At 63.4% G+C, this 14,494-nt stretch carries 16 protein-coding genes; all 16 read right to left on the bottom strand.

Annotated features, from left to right (window positions below):
• Positions 1 to 9: 9 nt before the first annotated feature.
• The 16 genes from flhA to fliH all read right to left on the bottom strand — a co-directional run bounded on the left by flhA (position 10) and on the right by fliH (position 14,469).
• On the bottom strand, positions 10 to 2,139 hold the full coding sequence (gene flhA, locus HU738_RS20450) for a flagellar biosynthesis protein FlhA (protein ID WP_176506601.1): 2,130 nt from the start codon (positions 2,137 to 2,139) through the stop codon (positions 10 to 12).
• A 249-nt stretch (positions 2,140 to 2,388) separates the two neighbouring features.
• Complete coding sequence (gene flhB, locus HU738_RS20445; protein WP_186603263.1) at positions 2,389 to 3,531, bottom strand: flagellar biosynthesis protein FlhB; 1,143 nt, start codon at positions 3,529 to 3,531, stop codon at positions 2,389 to 2,391.
• A 2-nt stretch (positions 3,532 to 3,533) separates the two neighbouring features.
• Positions 3,534 to 4,310 (bottom strand): flagellar biosynthetic protein FliR, encoded by a 777-nt coding sequence (fliR, locus tag HU738_RS20440; RefSeq protein ID WP_054884187.1) that lies wholly within the window; start codon positions 4,308 to 4,310, stop codon positions 3,534 to 3,536.
• A gap of 7 nt (positions 4,311 to 4,317) precedes the next feature.
• Positions 4,318 to 4,587 (bottom strand): flagellar biosynthesis protein FliQ, encoded by a 270-nt coding sequence (gene fliQ / locus HU738_RS20435; RefSeq protein ID WP_054884188.1) that lies wholly within the window; start codon positions 4,585 to 4,587, stop codon positions 4,318 to 4,320.
• Between the two features lie 22 nt (positions 4,588 to 4,609).
• Positions 4,610 to 5,377 carry a flagellar type III secretion system pore protein FliP gene (gene fliP / locus HU738_RS20430; protein ID WP_176506603.1) on the bottom strand — a complete coding sequence of 256 codons (768 nt, stop codon included), beginning with the start codon at positions 5,375 to 5,377 and terminating at the stop codon, positions 4,610 to 4,612.
• Complete coding sequence (fliO, locus tag HU738_RS20425; protein WP_186603262.1) at positions 5,377 to 5,823, bottom strand: flagellar biosynthetic protein FliO; 447 nt, start codon at positions 5,821 to 5,823, stop codon at positions 5,377 to 5,379. Before fliO ends, fliP begins: the two co-directional genes overlap by 1 nt.
• Positions 5,824 to 5,835: 12 nt before the next feature.
• Positions 5,836 to 6,300: a flagellar motor switch protein FliN gene (fliN, locus tag HU738_RS20420; RefSeq protein WP_054884198.1), complete on the bottom strand. Its 465-nt coding sequence runs from the start codon at positions 6,298 to 6,300 to the stop codon at positions 5,836 to 5,838.
• 47 nt (positions 6,301 to 6,347) lie between these two features.
• On the bottom strand, positions 6,348 to 7,316 hold the full coding sequence (fliM, locus tag HU738_RS20415; RefSeq protein ID WP_176506605.1) for a flagellar motor switch protein FliM: 969 nt from the start codon (positions 7,314 to 7,316) through the stop codon (positions 6,348 to 6,350).
• Between the two features lie 9 nt (positions 7,317 to 7,325).
• A complete protein-coding gene (gene fliL / locus HU738_RS20410) occupies positions 7,326 to 7,823 on the bottom strand; it encodes a flagellar basal body-associated protein FliL (protein WP_176506606.1) in 498 nt (165 codons plus the stop codon).
• Between the two features lie 158 nt (positions 7,824 to 7,981).
• Positions 7,982 to 9,289 (bottom strand): flagellar hook-length control protein FliK, encoded by a 1,308-nt coding sequence (locus HU738_RS20405; RefSeq protein ID WP_186603261.1) that lies wholly within the window; start codon positions 9,287 to 9,289, stop codon positions 7,982 to 7,984.
• 71 nt (positions 9,290 to 9,360) lie between these two features.
• On the bottom strand, positions 9,361 to 9,708 hold the full coding sequence (locus tag HU738_RS20400; protein ID WP_176506608.1) for an Hpt domain-containing protein: 348 nt from the start codon (positions 9,706 to 9,708) through the stop codon (positions 9,361 to 9,363).
• Positions 9,709 to 9,768: 60 nt separating this feature from the next.
• Positions 9,769 to 11,460 (bottom strand): fused response regulator/phosphatase, encoded by a 1,692-nt coding sequence (locus HU738_RS20395; RefSeq protein WP_186603260.1) that lies wholly within the window; start codon positions 11,458 to 11,460, stop codon positions 9,769 to 9,771.
• 8 nt (positions 11,461 to 11,468) lie between these two features.
• Positions 11,469 to 11,774: an STAS domain-containing protein gene (locus HU738_RS20390; RefSeq protein ID WP_176506610.1), complete on the bottom strand. Its 306-nt coding sequence runs from the start codon at positions 11,772 to 11,774 to the stop codon at positions 11,469 to 11,471.
• Positions 11,775 to 11,897: 123 nt separating this feature from the next.
• The gene (fliJ, locus tag HU738_RS20385) at positions 11,898 to 12,350 is read right to left on the bottom strand and encodes a flagellar export protein FliJ (protein ID WP_186603259.1); all 453 of its coding nucleotides are present in this window, start codon (positions 12,348 to 12,350) and stop codon (positions 11,898 to 11,900) included.
• A gap of 6 nt (positions 12,351 to 12,356) precedes the next feature.
• Complete coding sequence (fliI, locus tag HU738_RS20380; RefSeq protein WP_186603258.1) at positions 12,357 to 13,715, bottom strand: flagellar protein export ATPase FliI; 1,359 nt, start codon at positions 13,713 to 13,715, stop codon at positions 12,357 to 12,359.
• Positions 13,705 to 14,469 carry a flagellar assembly protein FliH gene (fliH, locus tag HU738_RS20375; protein WP_186603257.1) on the bottom strand — a complete coding sequence of 255 codons (765 nt, stop codon included), beginning with the start codon at positions 14,467 to 14,469 and terminating at the stop codon, positions 13,705 to 13,707. Before fliH ends, fliI begins: the two co-directional genes overlap by 11 nt.
• Positions 14,470 to 14,494: the final 25 nt, after the last annotated feature.

Genomic DNA, 14,494 nt, shown 5'->3' with positions numbered 1-14,494 from the left:
CCCACTACCTCAGCCGTTGGGGCCCACTGTGGCAACGATGGTGACTTGCTTGTTATCCGGTATTTCCTGATACGCCAGAACATGCAAATTCGGTACAGCCAGGCGGCCGAAGCGCGACAGCATGGCACGGATCGGGCCAGCGACCAGGAGAATGGCCGGCTGGCCTTGCATTTCCTGGCGCTGGCAGGCGTCGATCAACGAGCGCTGCAGCTTTTCGGCCATGCTCGGCTCAAGAAGAACACCGTCTTCCTGGCCCTGCCCGGCCCTTTGCAAACTATTGAGCAAAATCTGTTCCAACCTTGGTTCAAGGGTGATCACGGGAAGCTCGGACTCAACGCCGACAATGCTTTGGACGATGGCGCGACACAATCCGACGCGCACTGCTGCCACCAGCGCGGCGGTATCTTGACTCTTGCTGGCATTGTTGGCGATGGCCTCGGCAATACTGCGGATGTCACGCACCGGCACTTGCTCGGACAACAATGCCTGCAGGACCTTGAGCAGCCCCGACAAGGAAATGACACCCGGCACCAACTCTTCTGCAAGTTTAGGCGATGCCTTGGACAACACCTGCAACAGTTGCTGGACCTCCTCATGGCCGATCAGCTCGTGGCAGTGCTTCTGCAGGATCTGGTTGAGGTGGGTGGCAACCACGGTACTGGCGTCGACCACGGTGTACCCCAGCGATTGAGCCTGCGCGCGCTGACCGATGTCGATCCATACCGCCTCAAGGCCGAATGCCGGGTCGCGCGCGGCGATACCGTTGAGCGTGCCAAACACCTGGCCGGGGTTGATCGCCAGTTCGCGGTCCGGATAGATCTCGGCCTCCGCCAGGATCACCCCCATCAGCGTCAGGCGATAAGCGCTGGGCTGCAGGTCGAGGTTATCGCGGATGTGTACGGTCGGCATGAGAAAACCCAGGTCCTGCGACAGTTTCTTGCGCACCCCTTTGATCCGCGCCAGCAGTTGCCCACCCTGGTTGCGGTCGACCAGCGGAATCAGGCGGTAGCCCACTTCCAGGCCGATCATGTCGATCGGCGTCACGTCATCCCAGCCCAGCTCCTTGGTCTCCAGCGCGCGCTGCGGCGACGGCAGCAAGTCCTGCTGGCGCTGCGCCTCCTTCTGTGCGTCGAGCCTGGCCTTCTGCTGCTTCTTCCATACCAGGTAGGCGCCGCCACCGGCCAGCAGGCCGAGGCTGAGGAAGGCAATGTGTGGCATGCCCGGCACCAGGCCCATGATGATCATCAGCGCCGCCGACACCCCCAGCGCCTTGGGCGAATCGAACATCTGGCGGTTGATCAGCTTGCCCATGTCCTCGGAGCCCGAGGCACGGGTCACCATGATCGCGGCGGCGGTGGACAGCAGCAGTGATGGCAATTGCGCCACCAAACCGTCACCGATGGTCAGCAAGGCGTAGACCTTGCCCGCATCGCTGAACGACATGTTGTGTTGCAGCATACCGATCAGCATGCCGCCGATGAGGTTGATGAACAGGATCAGCAGGCCAGCGATGGCGTCACCACGGACGAACTTGCTGGCACCGTCCATCGAGCCGTAGAACTCGGCCTCCTGGGCCACCTCGGCACGACGCGCCTTGGCCTGGGCCTGGTCGATCAGGCCGGCATTGAGGTCGGCGTCGATGGCCATCTGCTTGCCCGGCATGGCGTCGAGGGTGAAGCGCGCGCTCACCTCGGAAATACGCCCGGCACCTTTGGTCACCACCACGAAGTTGATGATCATGAGGATGGCGAACACTACCGCACCCACGACGTAATTGCCGCCGATCACCACCTCACCAAAGGCCTGGATCACTTTACCGGCAGCGCCATGGCCCTCCTGACCATGGAGCATCACCACCCGCGTGGAGGCCACGTTCAGCGCCAGGCGCAGCAAGGTTGCCACCAGCAGGATGGTCGGGAACGCGGCAAAGTCCAGCGGGCGCAGGGCGTACACGCAGACCAGCAGGACCACGATCGACAGGGCGATGTTGAAGGTGAAGAACACGTCGAGCAGGAACGGCGGTATCGGCAACATCATCATTGCCAACATCACCAGCAGCAGCAACGGCACGCCCAGATTGCCCCGGCCGAGCCCGGCCAGGTTGTTGCGGGCGTTGCTGATTAACTGAGTGCGATCCACCGCGAGTCCTCTTGATGCAAAACTTTGACGCCCAAGGGGCGCTTGGGCGTGGCTTTGCAAGAAGCCTTCCAACTTTGCTCGGCTGGGGATTTATGTTGCCTGTACCGGCCCTTGTGGGAGCGGCCTTGTGTCGCGAAAGGACTGCGAAGCAGTCCCGGCAATTTATGCGACAGCGCCGAAATCCTGGGGGCGCTGCGCACCCCTTTCGCGACGCAAGGCCGCTCCCACACAGACCGTATCAGGCTGGAATCAGTTGTCGCGCCGCAGGTCCGGCGGAATCGGCAGGTCTTCCTTGAGCGGCTCAGGCCGCTTGCCCTTGCCGGAACGGTACTGTCGGATCTGGAACACATAGGCCAGCACCTGCGCCACCGCCAGGTAAAGCCCTGCCGGGATCTCCCCTTCGACCTCGGTGGAGTAGTAGATCGCCCGCGCCAGCGCCGGCGATTCGAGGATCTGCACCTTGTGCTCGACACCAATCTCACGAATCTTCAAGGCAATGAAGTCAGTTCCCTTGGCCACCAGCAACGGCGCTACCCCGCCCTTCTCCGGGTCGTACTGCAGGGCCACGGCATAGTGCGTCGGGTTGGTGATGATCACGTCGGCCTCGGGCACAGCCGCCATCATGCGCCGCTGCGACACCTCGCGCTGCAACTGGCGGATGCGCTGCTTGACCTCAGGCTTGCCTTCGCTGTCCTTGTACTCGTCCTTGACCTCCTGCTTGGTCATCTTCAGCTTCTTGTGCGTCTGCCAGAGCTGGAACGGCACGTCCGCCGCCGCGATCAACAGCAACCCGGCCGCCATCCACAAGGCACTCCAGCCGACCACCTGGACGCTGTGGATGATCGCCTGCTCCAGCGGCTCGTTGGCGATGGCCAACAACGCCTGGCGATCATTGCCCAGCACCACCAGCGCAACGATCAGGATCACGAAGAACTTGGCCATCGCCTTGAGCAACTCGGTCAGCGAGTTGAGCGAAAACATCCGCTTGATACCTGACAACGGGTTCATCCGGCTGAACTTGGGCTGCAACAGGCTCCCGGAAAAGATGAACCCGCCAAGGGCGATGGGTGACACGAAGGCGATCACGAACAGCAGCATGAGCACCGGCTGCACCGCCCATATGGCCATCTTGCCCGACGCCAGCAGGAACATGCCCATCGAGCGCTCATCGGTCAGCACTTCCCGGGTCAGGGAAAAGTTCATCCGCATCAGCGTCATCAAGGTTTCCGCCAGGTTGCCACCAAAGGCCAGCAGCGCGCCGGCACCGGCCAGGGTAGAGGCTACGGTGTTGAGCTCCTTGGAACGGGCAATCTCACCTTTCTCGCGCGCATCGCGCTTGCGTTTGTCGGTGGGGTCTTCCGTCTTGTCCTGCCCACTCTCGCTTTCAGCCATGCTCAGCGCGCCCTTGCCAGTTCACGCAGCCACTGCAACGCGTCACTGGCCAACGCCTGATAGTGGGAGAGAATGTCGGCCAAACCGACCCAGAAGATGCCCATGCCCAGTACCAGCGTGAGCGGAAAACCGATGGAAAAGATGTTCAGCTGGGGCGCTGCGCGGGTCATCACGCCAAACGCGATGTTCACCACCAGCAGCGCGGTGATGGCCGGCAGGATCAACAGCAATCCGGCACCGAACACCCAGCTCAGGCGCCCGGCCAGCTCCCAGAAGTGACTGACAACCAGGGCGTTGCCTACCGGCAAGGTGGTAAAGCTTTCGGTCAGCACTTCGAACGCCACCAGGTGGCCGTTCATCAGCAGGAACAGCACGCTGACCAGCATGGTCATGAACTGGCTGATCACCGCCACGTTGACCCCGTTGGCCGGGTCGACCATGGAGGCAAAGGCCATGCCCATCTGCACGGCGACAATCTGCCCGGCGATAACGAAGACCTGGAACAGCAGCTGCAGGGAAAACCCGAACAACGCGCCAACGATGACCTGCTCGCCACACAGCAGCAGGCCGCGCAAGCTCAGCGGGTCGAATTCCGGCAGGGGCGGCAGGGCCGGCACGATCACCACGGTGATCGCCACCGCCACATACAAGCGAATCCGCGCCGGCAGCATGCGGGTGCCGAAGATCGGCATGGTCATCAGCACCGCCGTCACCCGGAACAGCGGCAGGATGAAGGTGGCGACCCAGGTACCGATCTGCGCGTCGGTCAGCTCCAGCATGGCAGGCTCAACCGATCAGCTGCGGGATGCTGGTGTACAGGCCGGTGATGTACTCCATGAACTTCTGTACCAGCCAGGGCCCTGCGACGATCAGCGTGACCAGCATCACCAGCAGGCGCGGCAAGAAGCTCAGGGTCTGTTCGTTGATCTGCGTGGCAGCCTGGAACATCGCCACGACCAGGCCAACCAGCAGGCTCGGTATCACCAGGATGGCAACCATCAGGGTGGTCAGCCACAGTGCGTCACGGAACAGGTCGACAGCGACTTCAGGTGTCATGCGTAGGCTCTCCCTGGCAGCGTCACACGCCGCCGAAACTGCCGGCCAAGGTGCCCATGATCAGCGCCCAGCCATCGACCAGGACAAACAGCATGATCTTGAACGGCAGCGAGATGATCAGCGGCGACAGCATCATCATGCCCATGGCCATCAGCACACTGGCCACGACCATGTCGATGATCAGGAACGGGATGAAGATCATGAAGCCGATCTGGAACGCGGTCTTCAATTCCGAGGTAACGAATGCCGGCACCAGGATCGTCAGCGGGACCTGCTCGGGGCCGGCGATGTCGGTGCGTTTGGACAGGCGCATGAACAGGTCGAGATCGCTTTGCCGGGTCTGCGCCAGCATGAAGTCCTTGAGCGGGCCCTGGGCCTTGTCGATGGCTTGCTGGGCGGTCATCTTCTCGCTCAGGTACGGCTGCAGGGCATCCTGGTTAACCCGGTCGAACACCGGCGCCATGATGAACATCGTCAGGAACAGGGCCATGCCGGTCAGCACCTGGTTCGACGGCGTCTGCTGCAGGCCCAGGGCCTGACGCAGGATCGAGAACACGATGATGATGCGGGTGAAGCTGGTCATCAGGATGACGAACGCCGGGATGAAGCTCAGCGCCGTCATGATCAGCAGGATCTGCAGGCTGACCGAATACTCCTGCTGCCCGTCCGCAGTGTTGGACAGAGTGATGGCCGGGATCGACAGCGGGTCCGCGCCCTGGGCCAGCGGCGCTGCCAGCAGCAGCGCGATTGGCAACAAGGTGCTCAACAAAATGCGCAACGCGCCATTCATCACTTCTTGTCCTTCTGATCCTTGCCCATCAGCTCCATCAGCCGCTGGGCAAATTCTGGCGTCGCCTGGCGGGCGCTGACGGGCACTTCGACGGGTTCGGCCATGACATGCAGGGCTTCGATGCTGCCTGGCGTGTGGCCTATGAGGATCTGCTCGTTGCCGACCTGCACCAGCAGCAGCCGGTCACGCGGGCCGATGGCGCGGCTACCGACGATCTCGATCACCTGCCCACCCTTGGGCGTGGCACCCTGCATGCGGCGCAGGGCCCAGGCCAGGAAGAAGATCAGCCCCACCACCAACAACAGGCCGAACACCATCTGCGCCAACTGCCCGCCCAAACTGCCGGGCGCAGCGGCCTGCACCGTAGCCGGAGTGGCAGCAGGCGTGGCAGCGGCGATGGCCAGGTCACTGACCAGCAGCGTGGCCAGGGCCAACACGGCCCGCATCGTGCCCTTCACTCAGCGCAGCTTCTTGATACGTTCGCTGGGGCTGATCACGTCCGTCAGGCGGATGCCGAACTTCTCGTTGACCACCACCACTTCACCGTGGGCGATCAGCGTGCCGTTGACCAGCACATCGAGCGGCTCACCGGCCAGCCGGTCAAGTTCGATCACCGAGCCCTGGTTGAGCTGCAGCAGGTTGCGGATGTTGATTTCGGTACTGCCTACTTCCATGGAAATGCTCACCGGAATATCCAGGATCACATCCAGGTTCGGCCCTTCGAGGCTGACGTTCTCGTTTGGCCGCGGCGAGCTGGCGAACTCCTCCATCGGCAGGCGACCGGCACTCGGCTTGCCGCTGTCAGCGGCGAGCAGTGCATCGATGTCGGACTGGCCGGCATCACCGGTTTCTTCCAGGGCCGCAGCCCATTCATCGGCCAAAGCCTGGTCTTCCGGGGAAGTGATCTCGTTTTCGTTAGCCATGATGTCCTCGACAGGCATTCAATTCGTAGAGAGCGACCGGCACGCGCTCAGCGGCGTTCGATCGGGTCGATGATCTGCAGGGCCAGGTTGCCCTTGTGCGAACCCAGGCGCGCCTTGAACGACGGCACGCCATTGGCGCGCAGTACCAGGTGCTCGGGCAGCTCGACCGGGATCACGTCACCGGCCTGCATGTGCAGGATGTCGCGCAGCTTCAGCTGGCGACGGGCAACCGTGGCGGTCAGCGGCACGGCGACGTCCAGCACGTCCTCGCGCAGGGCCTTGACCCAGCGCTCGTCCTGGTCGTCGAGATCGGACTGGAAGCCGGCGTCGAGCATCTCCCGCACCGGCTCGATCATCGAGTACGGCATGGTCACATGCAGGTCGCCGCCACCGCCGTCCAGTTCGATGTGGAAGGTCGACACCACCACCGCCTCGCTCGGGCCGACGATGTTGGCCATGGCCGGGTTGACCTCAGAGTTCATGTACTCGAAGTTGACCGGCATGATCGCTTGCCAGGCCTCCTTGAGGTCGACGAAGCACTGGTCCAGCACCATGCGCACCACGCGCAACTCGGTGGGGGTGAATTCGCGGCCCTCGATCTTGGCGTGACGGCCATCACCACCAAAGAAGTTGTCCACCAGCTTGAACACCAGCTTGGCGTCAAGGATGAACAGCGCAGTGCCACGCAATGGCTTGATCTTCACCAGGTTGAGGCTGGTCGGCACGTACAGCGAATGCACGTACTCGCCAAACTTCATCACCTGCACGCCACCGACAGCCACGTCGGCCGAGCGGCGCAGCAGGTTGAACATGCTGATGCGGGTGTAGCGGGCGAAACGCTCGTTGATCATTTCCAGGGTCGGCATGCGACCCCGCACGATCCGATCCTGGCTGGTCAGGTCGTAGCTTTTGATGCTGCCGGGCTCGGCAGCGCTCTCGGTCTGTACCAGCCCATCGTCGACGCCATGCAACAGGGCATCGATCTCATCCTGGGACAGCAGGTCCTGTACGGCCATTGCGGACTCCTACTGCAATACGAAATTGGTGAACAGCAACTGGTCGACCACCGGCCTGCCGACTTCCTTCTGCGCCACTTCCTGAACCACCGCGGTGGCTTTCTGACGCAGCATCTCCTGGCCCACCGAACTGGCCGCCAGGGTGTCGAAGCCCTGCCCGGAGAACATCATCACCAGGTTGTTGCGGATCACCGGCATGTGCACCGTGAGCGCGTCCAGGTCGGCCTGGCTACGGCCTTGCATCGTGATGCTCAGCTGCATGTAGCGCTGGCGGCCGTTCTGGTTGAAGTTGACCACGAAGGCGGGCGCCAGCGGCACGTAGATCGCGGGAGCCTTGCCGTTGGTGGCAGCTGCTTCCGGGGCGGGTGCCGATTCAGTCTTGTGCATGATGAACCAGGTGGCGCCCACCGACAGGCCGACTGCCAGCAACAGGGCCAGCACCAGCAGCAGGATCAGCTTGAGTTTGCCTTTTGCGGCGGGGTCTTTCACTGCGTCGCTCTTCGCCATGCCAATAATCCGTCGTCCATCGGGGTTTCAAAGAAGGATGACGTGGCTTGAGCAAGTGTTATGCCATGTTTGGCTGGAGAGGTGTGGCGCCTGTGAGATCGAGCACCGCGCCGGCGGCGCTCGATGTCAAAGGCGCTGAAAATCCCAGGACAGGACCATCAGGCGTAGTAATCGACAGCACTGTCGCCAATCACCACCTGCTGCTCGACAGGCCGCGACACCTCGCTTGGCTCACCTGGCTCGCCCCCGCCCTCCTGCGCCCGGCGCGCAGCTACCCCGGACAGCTGCGAGCCGTCCTGCTGCGCCTGTTGCTGCTGCTGACGCGACTGGTCGGCCACGTTGACGTCCGGCTGCGCCAACCCCTGCTGGGCAAACAGCTCGCGCAGCCGATACACCTGGCTGTCCAGCGCATCGCGCACACCGGCATGACCACTGACAAAGGTGATCTGCGTGGACTGGTCAGTCGCCACATTGACGCGAATATCGAGGCGGCCGAGCTCAGCCGGCTCCAGCTGAATGTCCGCCGACTTGAGGTTCTGGCTGGACAGGTACATGACCCGGTTGACCAGGCCTTCGGCCCATGCGCCCTGGTTCATGTGCAGCGGCTGATGCAACGGATTGGCATTGACCGGCACGGCATTGGCGGTCTTGGCAGTCACCGCCTGGGTCAGGCTGGCCAGCCGATTGGCAAAGTCATCGACGCGGGTGTCGCTGCTGGCGCTCTTGGTGTCCTTGAGCCCGTCTTCGAGCAAGGCACCGAAGGCCTTGTCGCCGGTCTCGGACTTGCCGGCCTCGCCCTCGACCTTGTCGATCAGGGTCGCCAATGGATTGACGGCTGCCTGACTGTCATCGGACTGGGTTTTGCCTGGCTCTGCAGCGTGCGTCGACGTCGTGCCTTTGGCCTGGGCGCTCTGCTCCAGGGCCAGACGCAACGTCGGCAGGTTGGCCAGAGGGTCGGCATCCGGATCAAACGCCTCGGTCTCCGGCTGTTCCGGCAGTGGCTTGGCAACCTCGGCCACGGGCGGCTGCTGGATAGCCGCCTGCAACACCGGCGCCACGGCTTCGGCCTGGGCCTGCAGCAACTGCGCGCCGGGCTGCGCGTCGGTCACCTGGCCCGCCACCAGGCTGGCATCGAGCGACCCCACGTCACTGGGCACGGTAGTGTTGGCAGTGGCAGGTGGCGCATCGTCTGCTGGCAATAGGTTGCCGTCATCGGCAACCGCCGGTTTGTCGGCGGCCTCCTTCTTGCCGCCCTGGGCAACGTCAGGCTTGTCCTTCGCGACGGGCTGGGCCGCCTTGTCGTTGCGTGCAGGTGCCTTGTCACGCCCCTGCCCAGCCATGACCTGATCGAAGCCGGCGCCTTGCCCGCCCGCCGCCTGCAGCGGCTTGTCCACCCGCGAGGAGCTCGCACTCGATGGCTTGCTCAGGGTGTTGGCTTGCAACAAAGGGTTGGATGCGACAGGCATTGAGCGGTCTCCGCGCCAGAAACTGGAATATCATCTGGATACTGAGAGGCAAAAGTCGCGCCAACTTGCCATCAGCTCGCCGAAACGCGCTCACGCTCGCCACGATAGAAGCCTTTCACCTCCAGGTATTCCTGGTCGATCCGGTTGATCAGGTCTTCGATGCCATACAGCGGCCGCTCTTTGACCCGCTCTTCCAATTGCTGGCACAAGCGGGAAAGGCCAATGGCCCCCATGTTGCTGCTGCTGCCCTTGAAGCTGTGCGCGGCCATGCCAAGCTCATCGGCGCTCTTGGCCTCATGCAGCTGGTTCAAACGCTGTTCGGAGTCTTCCAGAAAGGTGTCCAGCAGCTGCAGGTAGCCATCTTCCATGACCTCCTGCAAGTCGCTGAGTACCTTGTGGTCAATATGCATGTCAGTCACTTGCTCACTCCTTGATCAAGCCGGATTATGCCTGAGCCGCCCTGCGGCCCTCCAGACACATCACCAATCAAACCGCACGCGGGCGCAGCGGCCACCTTCGCACCACTCGGCATGGCTGCCAAGCCGCCGCACCAGGTGTAGCCCGCGCCCACTCAACTCCTGCTCCACCGACGGACGCGACAACACACGCTGCACATCGAATCCCGCGCCACTGTCACGGACCTCGATGGTGAGACGCCCGCCCGTCCCCGAGGGTTCAACCTTCAGGTCGATACGCACGAAGCCGTCGGCCAGTGTCACCAGGCGCCGGGCGCGCTCCTCATAGTAGTCGGCAAAACCTTGCACATCCCGTTTGAGCTGCGAATCCAGGCCCAACACACCATGCTCCAGTGCATTGGTGAACAGTTCACTGAGCACGTTGTGCAAAGCGCCAGTGCGCGGCCGCAGGCCATGAATCTCCTGCAACAACTGCACCAGGTAAGGCACCGGGTTGAATCGCTTGAGGCTTTCACCGCGCAATTCGAACGCCAACGCCCAGTCCAGCGGACTGGAGCGCCCACTGTCGGAGTACAGGGTCGGCGCGGGCATCCGGTCCTCGCCACTGAACATGCGTATGTCGCACAGGCTGATGTCATCCCGGGGGCTGCCGCCAAAACGCGCCAGGGCCTGCATCACCTCATCGAACAACTGCGCCGGATCACGATTGGCGGCCAGCACCTCGCGCAAGCGCTCGACACCAAACAGGCGCTCGTGCTCGTCTGCGGTATCGACCACGCCATCGGACAGCAGCAACAGCCGCTCCCCCGCCGCCATCGGCAGCACTTCGGTGCTGTCATCGAAGCGCTCCGGCGCGAGGATGCCCAGCGGCAGATGACGCGACCTGAGCCTGCCGAGCACTTCGCCGTCTACCGACAGCCGGTAGCCATCCGGCATGCCGCCATTCCACACTTCCACCGCCCCGCGCTGCACACTCAGGTTGAGCAGCAGCGCACAGCAAAACATGTCCACCGGCAGGATGCGCTTGAGCTTGGCGTTCATCTCGCGCAGCATCTGCGCCAAGCCATAGCCCTTCGCGGTCATCCCGTAGAACACTTCCGCCAGCGGCATCGCCCCCACTGCCGCCGGCAAGCCATGGCCGGTGAAATCCCCCAGCAGCACATGCATGTCACCGGCCGGGGTAAACGCAGCCAGCAGCAGGTCACCATTGAACAGCGCATAGGGAGACTGCAGGTAACGGATGTTCGGCGCGGTGATGCAGCCGGAATGCGCGACCTTGTCGAACACCGCCTTGGCCACCCGCTGCTCGTTGAGCAGGTGGTGATGGTGGCGGGTGATCTGGTCACGCTGTTCGAGCACGGTCGCCTGCAAACGGCGCAGGCGGTCCATGGCGCGGATCTTGGCCGCGAGGATCACCGCACTGTAGGGCTTGGCCATGAAGTCGTCACCGCCGGCCTCCAGGCAACGCACCAAGGCATCCTCTTCACTCAGCGAGGTGAGGAAGATGATCGGCACCAGCGCCTCGCCGGCCAGTGCCTTGATCTGCCGCGCCGCCTCGAAACCATCCATCACCGGCATCAAGGCATCGAGCAACACCAGTTGCGGACGCTGCTCGGCAAACAGCGCCACGGCCTGCTCGCCATTTTCCGCAGTGAATACGTGGTGGCCCTGGCGACGCACAATCTGCGCCAGCAACAAGCGGTCGACCGCACTGTCCTCCGCCACCAGTACGGTCAACGCATGCTCGGCCGGCATCTGGACACTCAACTGATATCGAACAGTTTTTCGAAATTGGAAATGGCCAGGATCTTGCGCACGTCGGAGTTGGCATGCACCACGCGTACGTCCGAATCGTCACCCCCGGCATGATCACGTAACAGCAGGAGCATGCCCAGCGCAGAGCTGTCCAGGTAGGTCGCCTCCTTCAGGTCGACCACTACCGAATCGGGCTTGTTCTCTTGGCGCTCGTAGGCATCACGGAATTCCTGATGCTTGCCAAAATCGAAGCGCCCCTTGACCTTGATCGTGAGTTTTTTCCCGTCCTGCGAAAAATCAGTCTCGACTGCCATGCTAGCGATTCCTTCGATGATGGCGAATGCAACTCTTCAAGGTTTAGCAGCCCGGGGCTGGACTATCAAGGTAAGCCTGCACCGGCCTCTTCGCGGGTAAAGCCGCGAAAAGGCCAGTGCAGGCTATAGATGGCCTTGCCGCGGCAAGCGCTGCGACAACTCGTCCAGCAAGCGCTGCTCACGCTTGTCTTCGGCCCGCCGTGCCTCGTCCATGTAGCGCTGCACCAGCTTGCGCAGCCCTTCCACCCGGGCATAGGCTTGCTGCCAGGTGCCACGGGCATTCTTCAGGTTGTTCTCATGCCAGGCCAGGCTCTGCCGCTGCTGGGTCATGGCTGTTTCCAGCTGGGCCAGGAAGCGCTGATAGTTGAGCAGCCAGCTGCCATTCACGCCCTGCCCGCCTCGATTGATCCACTGCGCCTGGTACCCTTCGCGGAACGATTCCAGCTCGGCCAGCTTGGCCTGGGCCTGGACCACCAGCTGCTGGAAGTGCCCCACCCGCTGGGCAGCCTTGCGCTCAGCCTCTTCGGCCATGTCGACCACCGGGGCCAGGCGCGCTGCGCGACCGGGCTGGCTCATGGGCTATCAGCCTTTGGCCGGGGGCGTGAAGATCGCCTCCAGCTCGTCGCGGCTCTGGCCCATGCCGACATTCTCGTCCAGGCCCTGGCGCAGGAAATCCACCAGTTTGGGCTGCAAGGCAATGGCCAGGTCGGTTTCCGGATCGCCACCGGCGACATAGGCGCCCACGCTGATCAGGTCACGGCTTTGCGACAGGCGCGACCACAGCTGCTTGAATTTCTGGGCCTGGCGCAGGTGGTCGGCATCGACCACCTGCGGCATGACCCGACTGATCGAGGCCTCGATGTCGATGGCCGGATAATGGCCTTCCTCGGCCAGGCGCCGGGACAGCACGAAGTGGCCGTCGAGCACACCCCGCGCCGAGTCGGCGATCGGATCCTGCTGGTCGTCACCCTCGGACAGCACGGTGTAGAACGCCGTGATCGAGCCGCCACCAGGCTCGCCGTTACCCGCGCGCTCGACCAGCTTGGGCAGCTTGGCGAACACCGACGGCGGGTAGCCACGGGTGGCCGGCGGTTCGCCGATGGCCAGGGCAATTTCGCGCTGGGCCTGGGCGAAACGGGTCAGCGAGTCCATCAGCAGCAGGACGTTCTTGCCCTTGTCGCGGAAATACTCGGCAATGCGTGTGCAGTACATGGCAGCACGCAAACGCATCAGTGGCGCATCGTCAGCAGGCGATGCCACCACCACCGAGCGCTTGAGCCCTTCCTCGCCGAGGATGTGCTCGATGAATTCCTTGACCTCGCGCCCCCGCTCGCCAATCAGCCCGACCACGATGATGTCCGCCTCGGTGAAGCGGGTCATCATGCCCAGCAACACCGATTTACCCACGCCGGTACCGGCGAACAGGCCCAGGCGCTGGCCACGACCGACGGTGAGCAAGCCATTGATGCTGCGAATGCCCACGTCCAGCGGCTTGCTGATCGGGTCACGGTTGAGGGGGTTGATGACCGGGCCGTCCATCGGCACCCAATCCTCGGCGCGCATGCCGCCCTTGCCATCGAGGGCGCGGCCGGCACCATCGAGCACCCGGCCGAGCATGCTCATGCCCATGGGCAGGCGGCCGCTGTCGTCCAGCGGCACCACGCGGGCACCCGGCGCGATGCCGGCAATGCTGCCCACCGGCATCAGGAACACCTTGTTGCCGGCAAAGCCCATCACCTCGGCTTCGACCTGCACCGGGTGGTAGCTGTCGTCGTTGATCACCAGGCAACGCCCGCCCACCGCAGCGCGCAGCCCTTCGGCTTCGAGCGTGAGGCCGACCATGCGCAACAGGCGGCCTTCGACCACCGGCTGCACCGGCAGCCCGATCGCCTCGGCGTAGCCACCCAGGCGCTTGCCAAAGCTGGTGCGGTCAAGGCGCATCGCGGGCGTCCAGTTCGATCGACAGGTCTGGTGTCGCCGGGTGCAGGGCCTGGTCGTGCAGTTGGTCGAACAGTTGCGCCACGGCTTTCTCGATGCGCGTCTCCATGGTCGCGTCGATGCGGCTGTGCAAGGTCTCGATGCGGCAGCCGCCCGGCAGCAGGGCCTCGTCTTCGAGCAGCTTCCAGCGCTCCTCATGGCGTTCGCGCAACGCCTTGACCTGCTCGAAGTCCTGCGGGTTGAGGTGGATGCGAATGTTGTCGGCGCCCATCGGCAGCAGCTTCAGCGCCTCACGCAGCACCTGGGTGATCTGGCTGGAGTCGCTGCGCAGTTCACGGCCGATGACCTGCCGAGCCATGTGCGCAACCAGATGCACCAGGCTGCGTTCGATCTGCGTGTCCTGCTCGGCGATCGGCTCCAGCAAATGCCCCATCAGCTGCTCCAGGCTGGCCAGCTTGGCGGCAAGCGCTTCCTCGGCCTCCTGGCGCACTTTCAGCTGGGTGCTGTGGAAGCCCTCGCGCTCGCCGGTGGCGAAGCCTTCGTTGTAGGCCTCCTGGCGGATCGCTTCGAGTTCTTCGAGGGTCAGGGGCTGGACTTCTTCCAGCGGTACTTCCTCGACTTCTTCCTCGATGACTTCCGGCTCTGGCTCGGGTTCCGGCTCAGGCTCCGGGTCGAAGCTGGGCAACGCCCAGACATCGAACCCCTCGAGGTCGCGGGCGCGGATCAGGTCGCTGGGATGGGATTCTCTGCTGGGCATGCTGTGCTGTTCTCAAAACCCTGTT

It is taken from the genome of Pseudomonas vlassakiae (assembly GCF_014269035.2).
GTDB lineage: Bacteria > Pseudomonadota > Gammaproteobacteria > Pseudomonadales > Pseudomonadaceae > Aquipseudomonas > Aquipseudomonas vlassakiae.
This window is presented reverse-complemented; position numbering and strand designations above follow the sequence as displayed.

Bases quoted from the DNA above. Each gene is read 5' to 3' on its own strand.
- flhB (WP_186603263.1), bottom strand. From the start codon at position 3,531: ATGGCTGAAAGCGAGAGTGGGCAGGACAAGACGGAAGACCCCACCGAC.
- fliR (WP_054884187.1), bottom strand. From the start codon at position 4,310: ATGCTGGAGCTGACCGACGCGCAGATCGGTACCTGGGTCGCCACCTTC.
- fliQ (WP_054884188.1), bottom strand. From the start codon at position 4,587: ATGACACCTGAAGTCGCTGTCGACCTGTTCCGTGACGCACTGTGGCTG.
- fliP (WP_176506603.1), bottom strand. From the start codon at position 5,377: ATGAATGGCGCGTTGCGCATTTTGTTGAGCACCTTGTTGCCAATCGCG.
- fliO (WP_186603262.1), bottom strand. From the start codon at position 5,823: ATGCGGGCCGTGTTGGCCCTGGCCACGCTGCTGGTCAGTGACCTGGCC.
- fliN (WP_054884198.1), bottom strand. From the start codon at position 6,300: ATGGCTAACGAAAACGAGATCACTTCCCCGGAAGACCAGGCTTTGGCC.
- fliM (WP_176506605.1), bottom strand. From the start codon at position 7,316: ATGGCCGTACAGGACCTGCTGTCCCAGGATGAGATCGATGCCCTGTTG.
- fliL (WP_176506606.1), bottom strand. From the start codon at position 7,823: ATGGCGAAGAGCGACGCAGTGAAAGACCCCGCCGCAAAAGGCAAACTC.
- HU738_RS20405 (WP_186603261.1), bottom strand. From the start codon at position 9,289: ATGCCTGTCGCATCCAACCCTTTGTTGCAAGCCAACACCCTGAGCAAG.
- HU738_RS20395 (WP_186603260.1), bottom strand. From the start codon at position 11,460: ATGCCGGCCGAGCATGCGTTGACCGTACTGGTGGCGGAGGACAGTGCG.
- HU738_RS20390 (WP_176506610.1), bottom strand. From the start codon at position 11,774: ATGGCAGTCGAGACTGATTTTTCGCAGGACGGGAAAAAACTCACGATC.
- fliJ (WP_186603259.1), bottom strand. From the start codon at position 12,350: ATGAGCCAGCCCGGTCGCGCAGCGCGCCTGGCCCCGGTGGTCGACATG.
- fliI (WP_186603258.1), bottom strand. From the start codon at position 13,715: ATGCGCCTTGACCGCACCAGCTTTGGCAAGCGCCTGGGTGGCTACGCC.
- fliH (WP_186603257.1), bottom strand. From the start codon at position 14,469: ATGCCCAGCAGAGAATCCCATCCCAGCGACCTGATCCGCGCCCGCGAC.